14 protein-coding genes and 1 riboswitch are annotated in these 17,109 nt (G+C 41.9%); of the genes, 7 read left to right on the top strand and 7 right to left on the bottom strand.

Annotated elements, in window-relative coordinates:
• Window positions 1-440: 440 nt before the first annotated feature.
• Complete coding sequence (locus A1D16_RS07470; RefSeq protein WP_290708732.1) at window positions 441-926, top strand: hypothetical protein; 486 nt, start codon at window positions 441-443, stop codon at window positions 924-926.
• 1,004 nt (window positions 927-1,930) lie between these two features.
• Here the strand turns inward: A1D16_RS07470 and A1D16_RS07465 are convergent.
• The 7 genes from A1D16_RS07465 to A1D16_RS07435 all read right to left on the bottom strand — a co-directional run bounded on the left by A1D16_RS07465 (window position 1,931) and on the right by A1D16_RS07435 (window position 11,229).
• Window positions 1,931-2,419: an integrase core domain-containing protein gene (locus tag A1D16_RS07465; RefSeq protein ID WP_290708731.1), complete on the bottom strand. Its 489-nt coding sequence runs from the start codon at window positions 2,417-2,419 to the stop codon at window positions 1,931-1,933.
• 419 nt (window positions 2,420-2,838) lie between these two features.
• Window positions 2,839-3,240 carry a hypothetical protein gene (locus A1D16_RS07460; protein WP_290708729.1) on the bottom strand — a complete coding sequence of 134 codons (402 nt, stop codon included), beginning with the start codon at window positions 3,238-3,240 and terminating at the stop codon, window positions 2,839-2,841.
• 827 nt (window positions 3,241-4,067) lie between these two features.
• Window positions 4,068-4,838 (bottom strand): hypothetical protein, encoded by a 771-nt coding sequence (locus tag A1D16_RS07455; protein WP_290708728.1) that lies wholly within the window; start codon window positions 4,836-4,838, stop codon window positions 4,068-4,070.
• A 17-nt stretch (window positions 4,839-4,855) separates the two neighbouring features.
• Window positions 4,856-5,791 carry a hypothetical protein gene (locus A1D16_RS07450; protein ID WP_290708727.1) on the bottom strand — a complete coding sequence of 312 codons (936 nt, stop codon included), beginning with the start codon at window positions 5,789-5,791 and terminating at the stop codon, window positions 4,856-4,858.
• A 1,045-nt stretch (window positions 5,792-6,836) separates the two neighbouring features.
• Entirely contained in the window at window positions 6,837-8,156 is a 1,320-nt protein-coding gene (locus A1D16_RS07445; protein WP_290708726.1) for a zinc metalloprotease, read from the bottom strand.
• Between the two features lie 2 nt (window positions 8,157-8,158).
• Window positions 8,159-8,833 (bottom strand): hypothetical protein, encoded by a 675-nt coding sequence (locus A1D16_RS07440; RefSeq protein WP_290708725.1) that lies wholly within the window; start codon window positions 8,831-8,833, stop codon window positions 8,159-8,161.
• A gap of 2 nt (window positions 8,834-8,835) precedes the next feature.
• Window positions 8,836-11,229 carry a hypothetical protein gene (locus tag A1D16_RS07435; RefSeq protein WP_290708724.1) on the bottom strand — a complete coding sequence of 798 codons (2,394 nt, stop codon included), beginning with the start codon at window positions 11,227-11,229 and terminating at the stop codon, window positions 8,836-8,838.
• A 211-nt stretch (window positions 11,230-11,440) separates the two neighbouring features.
• Here A1D16_RS07435 and A1D16_RS07430 point away from each other — a divergent pair, with 211 nt between their 5' ends.
• From A1D16_RS07430 to tenA, 6 genes are all read left to right on the top strand, one after another.
• Complete coding sequence (locus tag A1D16_RS07430; RefSeq protein WP_290708723.1) at window positions 11,441-12,304, top strand: helix-turn-helix transcriptional regulator; 864 nt, start codon at window positions 11,441-11,443, stop codon at window positions 12,302-12,304.
• Between the two features lie 160 nt (window positions 12,305-12,464).
• Window positions 12,465-12,872 (top strand): DUF1398 family protein, encoded by a 408-nt coding sequence (locus A1D16_RS07425; RefSeq protein WP_290708722.1) that lies wholly within the window; start codon window positions 12,465-12,467, stop codon window positions 12,870-12,872.
• Window positions 12,873-12,994: 122 nt separating this feature from the next.
• Window positions 12,995-14,029, top strand: a complete 1,035-nt coding sequence (locus A1D16_RS07420; protein WP_290708721.1) for a DUF4097 family beta strand repeat-containing protein — start codon at window positions 12,995-12,997, stop codon at window positions 14,027-14,029.
• Window positions 14,030-14,047: 18 nt separating this feature from the next.
• Window positions 14,048-14,140: riboswitch (TPP riboswitch) on the top strand.
• 62 nt (window positions 14,141-14,202) lie between these two features.
• A complete protein-coding gene (gene thiM, locus A1D16_RS07415; RefSeq protein WP_290708720.1) occupies window positions 14,203-15,000 on the top strand; it encodes a hydroxyethylthiazole kinase in 798 nt (265 codons plus the stop codon).
• Complete coding sequence (gene thiD, locus A1D16_RS07410; protein WP_290708719.1) at window positions 14,997-16,469, top strand: bifunctional hydroxymethylpyrimidine kinase/phosphomethylpyrimidine kinase; 1,473 nt, start codon at window positions 14,997-14,999, stop codon at window positions 16,467-16,469. Before thiM ends, thiD begins: the two co-directional genes overlap by 4 nt.
• The gene (gene tenA, locus A1D16_RS07405; RefSeq protein ID WP_290708718.1) at window positions 16,453-17,106 is read left to right on the top strand and encodes a thiaminase II; all 654 of its coding nucleotides are present in this window, start codon (window positions 16,453-16,455) and stop codon (window positions 17,104-17,106) included. The genes thiD and tenA overlap by 17 nt, the downstream gene beginning before the upstream one ends.
• The last annotated feature ends 3 nt before the right edge of the window (window positions 17,107-17,109 follow it).

Raw genomic sequence — 17,109 nt, 5'->3', positions numbered from 1 at the left:
TCTGTATGCTTATTACGGCTGTGTATCCGGCTTTGTTATAATGCTTTTCACTTTACTAGAATCTTTTATTTATCAGAATCTTTATGACGGATTTGAATATAAAAAAGTAATTGAGAAAAAGAGAACTTAAATTTATTCTACTGAAAAAATACCAGGATTGGATTTTAATGAAAAATTGAAATTTGTTTTAAAACAAGCTACTGGAAAAGACTTTTTCAAACATGACACCGCAGCTACTAACAGGATCGCTACATTAAAGGAGTTCAGGGATGAAATTGTTCATACTAAACCTGGTAGGAGTAATTTAAAATATGAGGACCTAATCAAAAAGTAAATTAATTTTTAAATATTTAGAATATTTAGAAGCAGTTAAATCCTTGATGAACTATTATAAACCCGATTATATACAATCTTGTCCATGTAAAAAAGAATCTTAACTTATGGCATCATTAAAAGAATCATTAATAAATAATTTACCCCTTGCACTAACTCTAATAACTGGAGTAATTTCATACTTTATCAAAAGGAAGTATGATATGATTGATAAAAAAATCGAAAAGAAGTATGATTTATTCTATAGTAGTAGAATGGATCGATTTAATGATTTTTTTAAAAATTATTCAACTTGTATTGAATCAATTAAAACTATTTCAACTACTGCTGTTGCAAATGGGAAAATAGAATCTGAAAAATTAGATAGGCTAATTTATTATCCATTGAGCAATTTGCATTCGTCATATTTACAACTACGGGTTTATTTAGAGGAGTATGAAATACCTGAATTTCAGAAGATAGTTAATCGGCTGGATAAAATAAATGGTGCAATTTCAAGAACTTATTTCAATGCTGAATTTAATGATAGGACATCTGAATCAAGTTTGTTTTCGAAATCAATCAACAATTATCTGAAAATGAGAAATCAATAATAGATTTATCCAGAAAGTTTAAAAGCCATTTCTTGAATTAAATTACATCTTCAACCCCAGAAAACTGGCCAGATCTTCCCCTGAATTCAAATCCCGATCCTGAATGACTTCAGAAGACTCCTTTTTATCCTTTTTTGTTTTGTAGCAGGGAATGGTTGCAGACAGCATCATAATATTTCGGTAGCTGATTTTCCACATGATTTCATTCTAGCAAAAGCGAAAGTATTTGATCATCCCACCGATCACACCCCAAAGAGTTTTGGTTCCTGGACTGCTCGCAGATTTATCCTCATCCGGATCCTGTTTTCTATGAAGGTGATAGAATTGGTAAAAAGTACTAACATCAATCAAATCGGCCAGGGCATTGTAAAGCCTGATTAATTCATGCGGTTTGATATTCCCCTCCAGCTGGCGGACTAAAGGGTCCGGAAGCTGCCCCTGTTTGTTTTGAATGGCTAGGGTTGCAATTGTTGCCAGAGAGAAGCAATGCCTTTCAGCAAACCAGTATATTTTTTCCAGACTCAGGCCTTTGGGTGATGGGAAATCATTTTCAACATCATCCAGAATCTCTGAAAATTGTATCAGTGTCCCAAGGAAAGGAGGGTGGATAGCAAAGGTGCGCTCTGTTTTTTTTTGCGAAATGCATGAAACCGAAAAGGCCGGTACCAGGATATAGAAATTTGAATTGGCTTATCCAGTAAAGCTGCTGCAGTCTGTTTGATCATGGCTGACAACATTTCAGAAAGGAATAGAAAATGAGTGAATTTGCTCCCCATATTGCTCCATTAAACCGGTGCTTAATTGTGGAGCTTTGAATTTCATGTGTTTGCATTTTTAACCGGTGGGGATAGGGGTATTCTCACCTTAAAAATCCCCGGCCAATAAAAGGTGACACGTCCTGAAAAAACCTTACACATTTTAAAAAGAATCCTGAAAAGACTTGTCATCAATTTTTGTTAATCCTACTAATTCTTTACAGGTAATAATGAGTAAAATTACTTTTTCTAGTTTAAATCGCCATTGCAAATACTAGGATATGATTTTTTGTATGATTTCCACTTCTTCGGAATTTCGCCCTGAAGGTATTGAGCTTCATTCGGGGTTTTATTATCCAGGCTGCCATGAGGTCTCATATCATTATAGATTATTACAGTTTTTTCAATAGCTTTCTTAGCCTCATTGTAGTTTTGGTACACTTTCTTTGGTGGAAATTCATTTTTTATAATCCCGTTCATTCTTTCGGTCAGAGCATTGTCATAAGGATTCCCTGACTGCGTAATACTTATAGCAATACCTCTTGAAAATAATATGTCAACATATGTTCCAGAACAGTATTGAACGCCTCTGTCTGAATGATGCATTAATTTATTTCCGGGATAAATTCGCCCTTTAACTGCCATTAATAATGCCTCCACTGAGCCAACACTGCTTAAGTTTGGGTAAAGACAATATCCAACAATTCTTCTTGAATATGCATCGGTAATAAGAGACAAATAATTCTAGCCATCCAGTGTCCTTATATAGGTAATGTCAGCTACCCATAATTGTTCTGGATTCAATATCTCCAACCCTCCTGTCAGGTCTGGATGCTTCTTTAACCAGTGATAATAATCCGTAGTTTTCACGCTACGCTTACGTCTTCGAATTAATAATCCATGAAATCTAAGCAAGTCAAACAATTGATCACGTCCTATTTTAATTCCGTGTTCCTTAATTTGATTATTAAGTATGTGAATGAGTTTTCGAGTTCCAATCATCGGCATAATGTCCCTTGTTTCCTTCACTAAACAAAGCACGATAGAATGAGCTATAGTAGTTTTAATTTCATGAGACTGGGCTTCATAAAATGCCTGTCTCGTTACACCAAACAGTGTACAGAGCGTACCTAAACCAATAAATGGATGGCTCTGCCTTATTCTTTTGACTGTTTGGTACCATTCTTTTTTCGGATCTTGATATTTAATTCTTCCTCAGCAACCTTGATCATGGTTTCAAGGACAAGTATTTTTAATTTCGCGTATTCAAGTGACTTTTTTAACGGCTTAATCTGACAATTCAATTCCGGTTTCTTGTGTTCATCCGCCATACTACATGTTATGGGATTTTTCTTATTATCACTCAAAGTACGAATACTTAATCTGGTCATCCATAATTTTAGCGTATTCCTGTTTAGTCCGTACTTAAAACAAGCAGTTCTTATTCCAATACTCCCAGATTCAATTTCCGCAATAATTTTTCGGATCTCATTTTCATCTCGCCGAGTATGGGGATTTCTACTTAAAGGACTCGGTCTTGATTTTTTCTTCTCCTGCATAATAAGTTGTTGGGTGACAAGCTATTTCAGGACAAGACAGTCTTCAATTCGTCAACATTCCACTTCTTCTTGTGGATTAGCGGCCAGTGTGTAAAGACTAGCCCTTCCAGAGAGCGCTGGTGTTTCTCCAACAACTTTGTAACTTCTTCTATGTCTGCCTGCACCCATTTTTTTTCTTGATTTCTGTTGCGGCTTCCTCACGTTTAGAAGTATCTAAAATTCCCATTTCAGTTACAAGGGAACCAACCCGAGTAAGTAACTCTTCATTTCTTTTCAAGATACATTGGTCAATAGGCAGATCCCAAGTTGTTGGATCGTCCACCCTAACAGTTCTAGCTGAGGAAATTCTAATATACAACGCGCCTTCTTGTAGCAGATCTGGAATCGTTACCTTGCAAAAAAATGGCTTTTTTCAAACCCCCGTACTTCGATGATTGGATACACAACACCATTTTAGCTATTTTTTTCCTTGTGTATCGTCAAAGAGATTTTATCTGAACCGACCGTATACTTTTCAACCATATCGGCCAACCTGCTGGAGTCATAAGAAGCACATATCGCATTATCCATTGTTCCAGGCGTAGGCATTTTATTTTCATCTTCTTTGTACCCAATGACAATAAACCCTTCACTTGCATTACACATTCATATGATATGCTGAATAAGCTTAATAGTAAAAGGATCCTTTGCATTAAGAAGAACTCCTTCCTTGTAATCAACGAAGGAGTCCTCCGTTTGAAATTGCAAAAATCGTTGTCGTAGTTCTGCACCTTTATCCATGACCGATTTCAATTTGATGTGACCGAAGAATGTTTTTGTAATGCTGACTACGGCGTTATTTTTGCCGTATCCACAGATACTGCAGGTCCCTTTCGAGAATCTTCAACCATAGACTCTATCATTTTGAAATGCTGATTGAACTTATAAATCACTGTACTGTCATTGAAGTTTATAATGGCTTTACTAACCTCTTTCTCCTTCTTCTTTGGGCCGCCAGATAGGTAAAAAAACGAAGAAACTAACGTTGCTATTATTCCTAGGGAAAGAAAAATTCTAGTTGCTTTTATTAGATCAGCCGTATTGTCTGCCACATTTTGATTAAAGACAGCGCAATTTATCAATGAGGCAATAATATCTTTTTTGCTTTTGTTCTTGGGTTCGACTTCCCCAGTGTCGTCGAATGTAAATATGGCGTCGATGTAAATTGCCTTTTGAGATTTAATACCAATGCATCGAAGCGAAATCAACAGAGCTAAAGTCAGGAGAATAATGGACACAATAATTGCCCATTTATAAACGCCTTCAGGTTCCTGACTTAATAAAAATATCGGAAGCGCAGATACTGCCGTAATATAAGTCATCAACTTGAATCCCTTCTCCTCCAAAAATTCGATCCTTTCACTTATTTCTTTATAGAACTCTTGTGCAGTAGAAAGTAAAAACTCGGCATCCTCAGTGATGTTTTTAGCGCTAAACACATTGGGTGGCTCTTCTGCATTTTTGTGCGGCAGTATCCCATGTAACAAAATCTTCAAATTCCCAGTTAATGTCTTCCAAAACTTACCATGCTTTAAACTCGACTCAACAATAGTGGGCATAAACTTCGTTTGGCTGCTCATATTAGTTCACTTATAATTTGATGCGAAATACTGAGACCCAGTTCTATTTCGAGCCACACCCATTCACCAACAGGATTTACCTCCAGAAAAACATATTCACCCTCCGGAGTAAGAATTAAATCAATAGCTGAATATATCAGTCCAAAATGCCTATTCACATTGAGCAACTGCTCTTTCAACTGTATGGGTAATTGAATCAGTTCATATTTTTTCGTCACCTCTGGTCTTCTCCAATCTACCTCCGCACCTTCTTTAATTATTTTAACTGCAAACACAGATTTACCAACAATAGTGACCCTAATATCGCCCTGGTTGGGAATCTTCTCCTGTAGGAACACCGGGGTATCGAATACTGGAGCGAGTTGTAGATCAGCAAAAGACTCGAAGTTAACTTCGGTCGTGTAAATTGAATATACCTTTTCACCAACTACTTGTAGTCCATTTGATATAGGCTTAATAATTGCGGATGACTCTTTCTTCAAAAAATCAAGCGCAAGAGTCAGTCGGTTTGTAATTATGGAGTTCGGAGTACGTAATCCTAAGCGATGTGCTGCGTGAAGTTGATAGAGCTTCCGTTCGGCGATTTGGGTGCCAAACATCGGGTTGATCCACTTTGCATTTTCTAAAGAAAGAAATAAGCCTTCCAAGAAATGCTTTCGCTCATGGTTTAAATATTTGTGGTTTTCACCATCTTTCTGAATATTGTACTTTAACGGTATGCGTCTGAAAACCACGGAACGTATAGTGCTCAAATCATGTTCGGTTTCATGAAAAGTGCAAAGTTTTTCTCCTTTTGGATTGATGTTAAAATGCAGCGAACCGATATCTTCTGAATTGACTCTTAGATAGGATATTCCACGGTCATTCATTTTTGATAACAAGTACTCTATACTAACATCTTCTCGGTTCGAGATAACTAATGTATGGGGCATAGGCAAGATACGACGGTTAAACTATCAATCGCTGTGTTCAGATGCATCTGCGGCCTCTCTAGATCTAGTAATAAGGGTCTGACAATAATTTTCTACTGAAATCAGCTTAGTTGAATCTGTACCTTCAGCCATCGTCGCTGCGGTAACTGTTTTAGGAATACGTTCAGCGCAACTTTCTTCTCGGAATAGCAAGATTGGGTTTGTGTGTTTCATAACTAGTAAGAATGTTCAGATGCGTCCACCGCTTCTCGTGTTTTAGTTATTAAAGTCTGAGCGACGAATACGGCGTCTGTTTTTATACTGTTAAAATCACTTTGGATGATGAGTTTCGGAGCGAAAACTTCGTCAGATGGCGCTATTTCCGAGAATTGAGTAAGTTCTCTAAATTTAAGTATTGGGTTTTTTATTTCCATTATTTATGCGTTTTTTGATGAGTCTACCGCTTCGCGTGTTTCGGTGATTCGAGTTTGAAATTGGCCGACTGCAAGTTCGGAATCGGGCGTACTGAATGCAGCGTCATTTGGCTCCCGCTGTTTACTTTCAAGCGTGAATCGAAAGAAGAGAATTGGGTTTAACTGCGTATTTGTGTACATGTGCAGATATTTGCTTTTAATATTACGATTATTTTCTAACTCCCTGAAATAACCTATTCAGGATATCTGGCAGAAAAGTCAGAATCTTATAGCATCTGATGCCTATCAGCCCGTGATATTTAGATAGTTTTTCCCTAACTTTAAGCAAGATCTTATGTTTTATCACGCTGGTGAGTAAATCGGTGAGTATTGATATTTTTATTTACAAGTGATTGAAAGTGAATAATATAGGTGACGGGCTGTAATCCTGTCTTCCCGACTTGACGGGACAATGTAGAGAAGTCTATTGTTGTCCCGTTTTTATTTTGCCTGACTCTTTAATTAATTCCTCTGTACAAGCAATAGATTCATTTCGGCAGTTAGTTCAAGCCGCTGATTTCTAGGAACTGCTGAATGTCCTCCGCTTCCTGCTTAAAACAGGTTAGTGGTGTATTGAAACTGCGTGAAAAATATTACTGGGTTTGTAAGATCAATGGTTTCTTTTGGGTTGCTGGTAGTTTTTTATCCGCCTGGAAGATATATGGGTAGGGCTGATGGATATCACGACCATTAATCCGTGATTTGATAATGATCTCGTAAAGGGCGCCAGGCTTTAAGTTTGCAATCGCTACCATATTGTTTTTAGCGTTGCCTGCTTCAATGCATTCCTCCGTTCCTAGCTGACTGATACAGATCCGGTAATTTCCCTCACCGGACACAATTTGCTTTTCAAGCACATTCTCCCAGGTAAAGATGATCTTATCAGATTTCTTCTTCATAGAATTGATCAGCGCTGCACTGCTGTCGAAGACCATGGAACTGGAATCTGCAAATTCAAACAGGGAAGAAAACGAAAGCAGGGAACCTCTTTTGGTAAGATCGAAAAAACAGTCCCGCATTCTTTTTCTTTGTCCTTTGGTGAACATCAACATACAGGAGTCATCTACATAGTCGAGGTAATTCATGTACATTTCTCCATCAGGATCCTGGGTGCAATTTTTTTTAATGCCGGACGGGCAATAGTAATTTTGTTGCTGCTGTGTAGGCGTATCGTCAACAAAATCATTTCCGCACTGATTTTCTCCATTTCCGGAAATATGCAGGAGATCAAGCCAGTGACCCACTTCGTGCGTGGTTGTGCGTCCTTTATTATAGGAAGTATTGGGTACATTGCCGATATACCGGTAATTAAGTACAACACCGTCGTACATATTAATGCCGCCCGGTGGGGTAGCATAGCCTGCCAGTGGTTTTATGATGCCGTCTTTTTTTCTTTTGATATTGCCGATCCAGACATTCAGGTATTGATTAGAGGGCGCGCCATCTTCTCCGCCGAGGCTGCTGAACTTGATGGGATCTGCTTCCTTGCAAAGGACAGTATCATAATTGATCACAAATGCCGACTTGCGGGTTTGGAGGTAATTGATCTTTTCGATTTCGAAACTAATCTTGCAATTACCGGCTGCCTCCTTACTGAAACGGGAGGGGATACTGCCGTTATCAGGGTTGGTTCCTGCAAAGTCGTTATTCAGGATGGCAAACTGTTCCCTGATCTTTGCTTCGGCTATCCTTTCTGCATTTTTTTTGTAGAGTACATGCACATATACTTTCACGGTAATTGTTCTATCATTGTCGGCAAAGGCAACTGTTTTTTCCTGGAAACCATACATTTTTTCCAGTACCGGGTAGGATCTTACTACCTGGAAATAAGAAGGAAATGTGCCACAGTCTTCTTTTTGCGCATGACCCCTGGTACAAAGAAAAAGTAATGACAGCGTAACTATTACTTTCATAATCATTGTTTTTTTCTAACCTGGATAGTATCCCTTATAATCACTCCTGCACTGAGGGTAACCGGTTTGGCGATCCGGTGAAGCACCATGGCGCCCACTTGTTTCTGTGCATTCAGAAAGTAATTTCCGGCGGGGAGTTTGAATCGGATGGCTTTGCCGGTATTGTCTGCTGTTATCGTCTCTACAGCGCCGACAGGATCGTTGAGCTCAGCCAGCAGGCGGCTGTTGTAGATGGCCACAGTGGCAGTTGGGATATTACCCGCCGGGTTGAGAGAGTCTTTCACCAGCATGATAAATCCATTGAGGTTGGAGGTGTCGAGCGTTGCCACCATCCTGATGGAATCGTTTCCGTGTTTACTTGTTGCTTTGCCGAGATAGCGGTATCCGGATATACTGTCTTCGTACCGCAGGTAAAAAACATCGTCTTTGTTATCTGCCAGCAGGTTGAATATGAAATACCCCTCTTCATCAGTGCTGGTGAAATAGAGGTAGTTCAGGCTATCGCTAGACAGATTGGTGAGCGTTATTTTTTTGGAAGCAAGGGGCTGGTATCTTATGGAATTGGTAACAGTATCCAGGAGAAAGAGCCGGCCTCTGAGATATAGCCGGTCTTTTTCAGCGCTTTTATTACAGGCAAAGGCAAGAAGGCTGAGTAGTAGGGTGGTAAATTGTTTCATGATCAAACTTTTTTAAAAAGCAGCGTAAGCGCATTCAGTAATCCGGTTGGGTCAATTTGTATAGCCAGAAACGGGCCAGTGAGTTGGTAGCGGATCCGCTCATCCAGGATCTGGTTATTTTGGATAAAATATTTGTTGTTGCGGATGAATTGTGTGCCCAAAGTAGTTTTGAGACCCGGGAAAAAATCGTAGCTGTACCCGAGGTATACATTTTCCAGTGGCTTGGGAATACCTACGCCAATAAAGGCGGCAGAACGTTCCCAGAAATTTCCAAAGAGTCGGTTATCCTGCACGAACAAGCCCTTACCCCAGTGCACATGCACACCAACCAAGAAGCGGTATTGCTGGGCAGTATTGGTGATCAGGATCTCTCCGTCTTTTTCTTGTGCACTGGTCTGACTGAAATTAGAGAACGTATACGCAATACCGGCGCTCAGCTGGAACCGGTAGGTCTTTCCGGTCTTAAATTTGAAGCTGCTTACGATCACTGAATCTTTCGCATCCTTTTCGTTTTTCCCAATTATGGATATTTCATGCTTTACCGGTTCATCACTGGGTTTGGTATGGAGGATCTTTGAGTAAAAAATTGCTTTGGTATTCTTTATTGGTTCCAGCTCAGAAGGAGGGAGGGTTGATTCACTGAAAGCAGCGGAAAGGTGGCTGAGATAGAGGCTGTCTTTCTGAACGTTATCTACGGCTGCTTTCAATGCCTGAGTGAAGGCCGCTTCATAGAAAGTAAGGAAGATCGCTGCCTCATTCCTTTGGGCAGGAAGATCCATGTATTCTGCATCCGGGTCAAAATCACTGGGCATTTTGGTCAATGCCTCTTGAAAGACAGTTTGATCGAATCTTCCGTTTTTCTCTAAAATAATTTGCAGGTATTCACTAACGGGAGGTTTTAGGGTTCTTTCTGCCGGGGAAACAGAAAGCGATTTTTGCTGGTGTTCAGCTTGCAATGCAGCCATAGAAATGCTCCTGGTTGAAATCAATTGCTTTGGCGTCAGGTAAGCCCCGTAAGGAGAGAAGCTAACAGCCAGTGCAGACAACTGGGTGGCAAAGCTGATTAAGCTGTCGATGCCTGTCTGTACATCCGACCTGTCGTTGATGGTGGTTGTTTTTTCCTGAATTTCCAGCATATACGCTGCCGGGATATTGTGAACCACCAATATTTTTTCTGTTCCGGCGCGCACAGGTCGAGTGGTGTAATTCTTCGTTTCTGCACTTGCCTGGAATATATCCTTTTCCGAAAAACTGAAATTCTGAAATTCAACCGGATGGTCTTTTACGCATTTCGTTCTTTCAGTGCCCGTTTTGCTGGCGCAACTTTTGGATTCAGGGATGAAGATATCGTTTACAAGACTGCTGGTCATCAGCAGGGCCTGCATTTCATTTTGATTGTTCTTGTCTGCATCGGCCCTGTTGCTCAGGGTATATTTGTTATTACCGGTACCTTTTTCTGCGAGTATTTTTCGGAAGGATTCTATTCGTTCGGTGCTGTCGTATCGGATATAACGAGCAGCCAGGGAGTCCAGGTATTGCTCATAGATACCTGACTTTAGTTTGTCAACACTGGAAAATTTACCGAGGTATTCGTTGGTGGAGAATTTGAGCGGATTGAGTCTCAGCGATCCGCCATTTATCCATATCCACTGCTTGAACCATTTTTCTTTCAACAAGTCATTTTTGATAGCAGTAAGGCGACCGCCATCGAGCCTGCTATGAAAATTCTGCAGATTCTGGAGGGTTGCTGCGCTCACCTGCTCCGGACCATTTCGCATTTCTGCCAGTACTTTGGAAGATGCTTCATATTGCTCATCGAGGTAACGTGAATCCCTCAACAGGTCATCCAGCCCATAGTCTTTAATTGCATCCGTTGCATTTGTATAGCAGTTGTTATAGTATTCGATCAGGAAAGTCTTGAACAGGTCTGTTTTCCATAGCTGTAGGTTCTGCGCAGACTTAGTAAGGTTTTCAAATGATTCACCATTGAAAAGATGTTTGTCTATCAATGTTTTAAGGGTGGTTAGCTCATGGAGGGTAAGGACGGATACATCTTTGTTAGCCAGGTACCCTTCCAGGGCTTTGAGGTCTTTCTCCAGGTTGTCAACTTCTGCGTTTCCCCATATCCATTCATAGAAAATTCGCAGGTTATTGCGTTGATTTTTCAGGTTGGCAAGGGTGGCTTTGATCAGCTTTGCTGTTGCATCCCGGTGATGCTTTTTAAGATCGGCATTGTGGTTTTTAAGTGCGCTGATGTCAATAGCATTGATCTGATCATCCTTGAAGGAGAGCATCGTCACCTTCCCGGATTTGTTGATAATGGTTTTGTCCTGACCATACCCGGTGGAAAGCACCAATAGCAATGATGCTCCCAGTAGCAACGGAAGAAAATTCATAAGTAATTGTTTAGGATCAGCAATTATAGACAGGGGTAAACAAAGTAAATTCATTCCCTTTTTGAATAAAAGGGTGTTTTTCCCGTTCTTTTACGACCAATAAGGGATTTTTCATCAATCTCTCTAAGCCTAGATATTCAAGAGAATAACATGCCCTACAAGCGGTTGCCTGGGTGTCAGCCTTGCCCGCATATGCAGTTTTTTAGCCTGGATGATTTGTTCAAATGGCGGCGTAGACGACTATGCGTATATTTGCGCTGCTGGTCTTTGGAAGGCTTCCGCAGGACAGGTTATGATCTTTTATGTAAAAATGAGATTTGATAAATTCATACCGACAAAAACATTACAGCCCTACATTAAACAATTTGTAGTGTCGGAAAATGAATATGTACATGAATACAAAGTTCTTCCGCCCCCAGGTTTGGTGATCGGTTTCCAGTATAAAGGACAACTCTCAGTTATAAAGGGCGATTCAATTGTTCAATTGAATGCTGCCGGCATTACCGGGCTTACGGATAGCTATAAAATTTTCAGGAATTCGGCTGGCATAGGAACGATCCTGGTATATTTTACCGAAACCGGGTTTACACATTTTGCTGCCCACCCTGCCCATGAACTATTTAATCTGAGCCTGTCGCTGGAGGATGTTTTTGATAAAACAAGCATCCGTACAGTAGAAGAAAAACTGGGCCTTGCTGTTACAGACAGGCAGCGGGTAGAAATTGTTGAACAGTTTCTATTAGCGCAGCTAAAAGATAAAGAAACAGATAAGCTGATTGCAGAAGCGGTAAAACTTATCTATCAAACCAAGGGAACCATTCGTATTAAGGAATTGAATGAAAAGCTGTTTATCAGTCAAAGTCCATTTGAGAAACGCTTTCGAAAAATAGTAGGCACCACCCCTAAAAAATTTGCCTCTATTGTCCGGTTCAATGCTGTACTTGGTGATCTAAACCAATCAAAATCGCTTATCGATATTTGTTACGAAAATAACTTCTTTGACCAGGCGCATTTTAGCAAGGAATTTAAGCAATTTACCGGCGACACCCCCGAGCAATTCAAACGCTTCCTCTAAAAAACGATTTTTTACAAGTTCAGCATTTTTCCTGCAGGCATCTTTGCAGTCTACCGGTAATAAGGCAGACAATCAATGCCATTGGGCGCTGTTGTGAACAGCTAGTCGCCGGCAATTACTCGTACATCAACCCATTAATCACCTGGTTAAAAAAGAAAGAATGTTTACAACAGAGCAAATCAAAGCAGCGCACAGCAAAGTGAAATCAGGCGCGGATTTTCCGGCTTATATCCGGGAAATTAAAGCCTTAGGCGTTACCCATTATGTGGCTTATGTAGCAGATGGACGGATCAACTACTACGGCGCTGATGATTCTACAGCAAAACTTCCTGCAAAGTATGAGCCCCTGGCAATTGCTGACCGGGCTAACGGCGAAGCATTGAAAGCAGGTTTGCTAGCACATCAGCAGGGTAAAACGGATTTCCTGGTCTTTATCAAAATGTGTGCAACCTGTGGCATTGAAAAATGGGAAATCTGCATGGAAGAAATGACCTGCACCTATTACGACAGTGCAGCGAATAAGATATTGGTAGAAACCATTCCTGGTGTTGCTCCCGTACCAATATGAACAGTATATGTATCATAAGCGGACGGTTGTGCCCACTGGCCAGAATTTGACTGATTGAAATTCAAGGGATTGAAAAAATGGCACAGGTATTTGTTGTTATTTCTTAACAAAACCCCTTGTATATGAGAATTGTAGTCCTCTTATTATTGGTTAGCGGCCTGGGTTTACAGGCCCAGGATAGCAAAACCCCTTATCAAATAAGATCCCTGCAAAAGGAAAAAATCCATAATATTCAACTGCAAACCTCCGGTGGTAGTTTGAAAGTTATGGCGGTAGACCCGTCCGAAGCCCGGTTGGAGGTCTATATCCAGGGCAATGACGAGGGCAGTACAGTTTCTAAGGCAGCTATCGAGGAACGTCTTCGTGAACTCTATGACCTGGTGATTGAGGTGCAGGGACATCAACTGACTGCCCTCGCAAAACTAAAACCAGGTGTAAAAAATACCAACTGGAAAAGATCGCTCAGTATTTCTTTCGCTGCATTTGTGCCAAAAGAAGTTTCCACGGAGCTGTCAACCAGTGGTGGCAGCATTCAACTGAACGGCATATCCGGTAACCAGGATTTTGTTACCAGTGGAGGTAGTCTGCAATTAAACGATGTACATGGTAAGATCAAAGGCCGCACTTCGGGCGGAAGTATAAGGGTTGAAAATTCTTCTGAATCGATTGACCTGGTGACCAGTGGTGGCGGTATTACAGCAAAAAACTGTACCGGAACCATCCGCTTGCATACCTCTGCAGGCACCCTGCATTTAAACGACCTTAATGGCAATATTAATGCGGTAACAAGTGGAGGTAGCATCAACGGCGAAACAATTACCGGTGCACTGCATGCCACTACTTCTGGCGGAAGTATACGGCTGAATAAGTTATCCTGCGACCTGGAAACAGCTACCAGCGGCGGTAGTATTCAGGTTGCTTTCCTTAAAATAGGGAACTATGTAAAAGTGCGGAATTCAGGGGGTAGTATAACCCTGCAATTACCCAAGGATAAAGGCATGGACCTGGATGTTGCAGCCAATAACCTGCAAACAAAAGAGCTCGTGAATTTTTCCGGTAAATCAAATTCTGGTGGGTTGGATGGAAAAATGAACGGTGGGGGCGTGCCGGTAAAAGTTAGGTCCAGCGGCGGCCAGGTATCGCTTCTTTTTGAATAGGCCTTTTACCCTATCTTTACCCCGCTTTAGGGGTATTCTGAAAAGAATTGAGAGAGTCCCTTTGAACCTGATATGGTTGAGACCGTCGTAGGGAAAAGTAGTAATACGTCGAATAGGCACTTCTTTTTTTTGCCAGAGTTTTCCCTGGAGCAAGTAACCGTAAATCTATCGTTATGGAAAAAATGCTCTGGAAACACATCGAAACCGTTCGGCGTCAATCTCCCCTGGTACACAATATCACTAATTATGTGGTAATGAACTCCACCGCTAATGCATTGCTGGCTGCTGGTGCATCGCCGATTATGTCGCATGCCCATGCAGAAGTGAAGCAAATGGTGGCTCTTTCGCATGCCCTCGTGATTAATATCGGAACCTTGGATGAGTACTGGGTGGATGCTATGCTGCTGGCAGCAGAAACTGCCCAGCAACTGGGAAAGCCCTGGGTGCTTGATCCGGTTGGGGCAGGTGCTACTTCTTACCGCGACGAAGTACTGCAACGGTTGATGGCGTTCAAACCCACCGTAATCAGGGGTAATGCGTCGGAGATCATGGCCCTGGCAAAATTTAATGGCGCCAAAACGAAAGGGGTGGATAGTACCGCTGCCAGCCTGGATGCGGTTACCGCCGCTATTTCCCTGCTGGAGCAACAGGGAGCCGTTATCTGTATATCGGGCGCAACCGATATTATAGTCGACCAGGAATTTGGTATACATATTCATAACGGGCATCCGCTCATGACAAAAGTTACCGGGCTGGGATGCACGGCTTCTGCACTGATCGGCGCCTTTATTGGTGTAGTGGAAAATAAAACAGAAGCTACTTCTGCCGCAATGAGCCTGCTCGGAATTGCCGGGGAGCTGGCACAAAAAGAAGCCGACGGACCGGGTAGCTTGCAGGTGAAAATTCTGGATCAGCTTTACAATATGCAGGAAGAAATATTCCTGCAGCAATTAAATATTAGCTTGCTATGAGGCTGCATCCGAATTTTCCGTATGCATTATACCTGGTTATATCCGAGGCGGACTGTAAAGAACATAGTTTTCTTTATGTGGCAGAAGAAGCGATCAAAGGCGGTGTAGACCTGGTTCAGTTAAGAGAAAAGCATAGCACCCTGCCTGCCTTTATTGAAAAAGCAAAACGCTTAAAAGAAATAACCGATCGCTACCAGGTTCCGTTGATCATCAACGACCTGCTACCGGTAGCGCAGGCAATAAATGCTGCAGGTATTCATGTGGGTAACAATGATCTTGCTCCTTTGCAGATCCGTACCCAATGGAAAGAAGCTAATAAACTCATCGGTTATTCCATTGAATACCTGGAACAGCTGGATAACCAACAAAGCCATGCGGCCGATTACCTGGGATTAAGTCCGGTTTTCAATACGGCCACAAAAACAGATACTGTTACTGAATGGGGCTTGGAAGGTATCCGTCATATCCGCCAACAAACCGACAAGCCATTGGTTGCTATTGGGAATATGCAGCTCCACAATATTCCATCTGTTCTTCTGGCCGGTGCAGACTGTATAGCGGTAGTTTCGGCCATTTGTGCAGCATCGCATCCCGGAAAGGCGGCGGAAGCCCTAAAAAAAAACGATTTTATTATGAAGCGTTATAGATATCCATCGGTATTGACCATTGCCGGGTTTGATGGCAGCGGGGGTGCAGGCATTCAAGCCGATATCAAAACCATTTCCGCATTGGGTTGCTATGCCAGCTCGGTACTTACTGCCCTTCCTGTTCAGAATACAATGGGGGTGCGCAGCATTTATCCCATCCCGGTAGAAGCTATCCCGGACCAACTGCAAGCCATTTTTGAGGATATACCGCCCGATGCAGTAAAGATCGGTATGGTGCATACGCCTGAACTGGTTAATGCCATTGCCCATACGTTGGCGAAGTATACAAACCGACCAATTGTATTTGATCCGGTAATGGTGGCTACCAGTGGGCATCGGCTCATCGAGGAAAAAACGATCCGGGCAATTATAGAACAATTATTTCCGCTGTCAACGGTAGTAACACCAAATATGGATGAGGCTGCTATCCTTGCTGGCATGGAAGTAAAGACGCCGGAACAAATGCAAACTGCTGCGCAACGTATCCAGGATATGGGATGTAAAACCGTATTACTGAAAGGTGGACATTTGAGCTCGGCGCAGCTGGTTTCTTTTTTCCTGGATAACGCGGGTGTTTTTCATCGGTTTGAATCGGAAAAATTTAATACAAATAATACCCACGGTTCGGGCTGTACACTTTCTTCTGCGATTGCATCCTATATAGCGCAGGGTAAAGCGCTTACCGAAGCAGTGGAATTGGGGCAGCAATATGTTTTCCATGCTATTGAAGCGGGCATGGATGTACAAACCGGTAAAGGCAATGGACCGCTGAATCATTTTTTCAACCCACAAAAACTCATCAAACTTGAATTGGTCGGATAAGGCATGGGCAGGAATTGAATCCATCTATGGTTCCATCCTGCAACTGGCTTTTATACAGGAATTAGCGGATGGCAGTTTGCCGCGGGAAAAATTTCAGTTTTATATGGCGCAGGATTCGATTTACCTGGAACATTTTAGCAGGGCACTGGCATTATTGGGGGCCAGGGTGCCCGATATGCAGGATGCATTAACCTACCTGCGATTTGCTGAAAATGCTATACTGGTAGAACGTGTGCTGCACGACTCTTTTTTCCGCGACTTTGAGGTAAGGGAGCGGGGTGCTATGCAACCGGCCTGCCATCATTATATACATTTTTTAAAAGCTACGGCAGCCCTGGAGCCGGTTGAACTGGGGGTGGCTGCCACCCTGCCCTGTTTCTGGATTTATCAGAAAGTAGGCGACTATATTTTTGCGCAGCATAAAACCGAAAACAATCCTTATCAACGCTGGATCGATACCTACAGTGGGGATGAATTTTCAATTGCTGTACAAACTGCTATTGCCTGCACCGACAAGTTGGCTGCAGGAAGCAGTTTGGGTATGCAAGCCAGCATGAACGAAGCCTTTTATGCAGCTGCTTGCCTGGAACTGGAATTTTGGCAAGCGGCTTATGAGTTTCGAAAATGGCCGGCATAAGGG

Origin of the sequence: Flavihumibacter sp. CACIAM 22H1, assembly GCF_001601815.1 — a bacterium.
Taxonomy (GTDB): domain Bacteria; phylum Bacteroidota; class Bacteroidia; order Chitinophagales; family Chitinophagaceae; genus Flavihumibacter.
This window is presented reverse-complemented; position numbering and strand designations above follow the sequence as displayed.

Bases quoted from the DNA above. Each gene is read 5' to 3' on its own strand.
- A1D16_RS07470 (WP_290708732.1), top strand. From the start codon at position 441: ATGGCATCATTAAAAGAATCATTAATAAATAATTTACCCCTTGCACTA.
- A1D16_RS07460 (WP_290708729.1), bottom strand. From the start codon at position 3,240: ATGCAGGAGAAGAAAAAATCAAGACCGAGTCCTTTAAGTAGAAATCCC.
- A1D16_RS07455 (WP_290708728.1), bottom strand. From the start codon at position 4,838: ATGCCCACTATTGTTGAGTCGAGTTTAAAGCATGGTAAGTTTTGGAAG.
- A1D16_RS07450 (WP_290708727.1), bottom strand. From the start codon at position 5,791: ATGCCCCATACATTAGTTATCTCGAACCGAGAAGATGTTAGTATAGAG.
- A1D16_RS07445 (WP_290708726.1), bottom strand. From the start codon at position 8,156: ATGAAAGTAATAGTTACGCTGTCATTACTTTTTCTTTGTACCAGGGGT.
- A1D16_RS07440 (WP_290708725.1), bottom strand. From the start codon at position 8,833: ATGAAACAATTTACCACCCTACTACTCAGCCTTCTTGCCTTTGCCTGT.
- A1D16_RS07435 (WP_290708724.1), bottom strand. From the start codon at position 11,229: ATGAATTTTCTTCCGTTGCTACTGGGAGCATCATTGCTATTGGTGCTT.
- A1D16_RS07430 (WP_290708723.1), top strand. From the start codon at position 11,441: ATGATTTGTTCAAATGGCGGCGTAGACGACTATGCGTATATTTGCGCT.
- A1D16_RS07425 (WP_290708722.1), top strand. From the start codon at position 12,465: ATGTTTACAACAGAGCAAATCAAAGCAGCGCACAGCAAAGTGAAATCA.
- A1D16_RS07420 (WP_290708721.1), top strand. From the start codon at position 12,995: ATGAGAATTGTAGTCCTCTTATTATTGGTTAGCGGCCTGGGTTTACAG.
- thiM (WP_290708720.1), top strand. From the start codon at position 14,203: ATGGAAAAAATGCTCTGGAAACACATCGAAACCGTTCGGCGTCAATCT.
- thiD (WP_290708719.1), top strand. From the start codon at position 14,997: ATGAGGCTGCATCCGAATTTTCCGTATGCATTATACCTGGTTATATCC.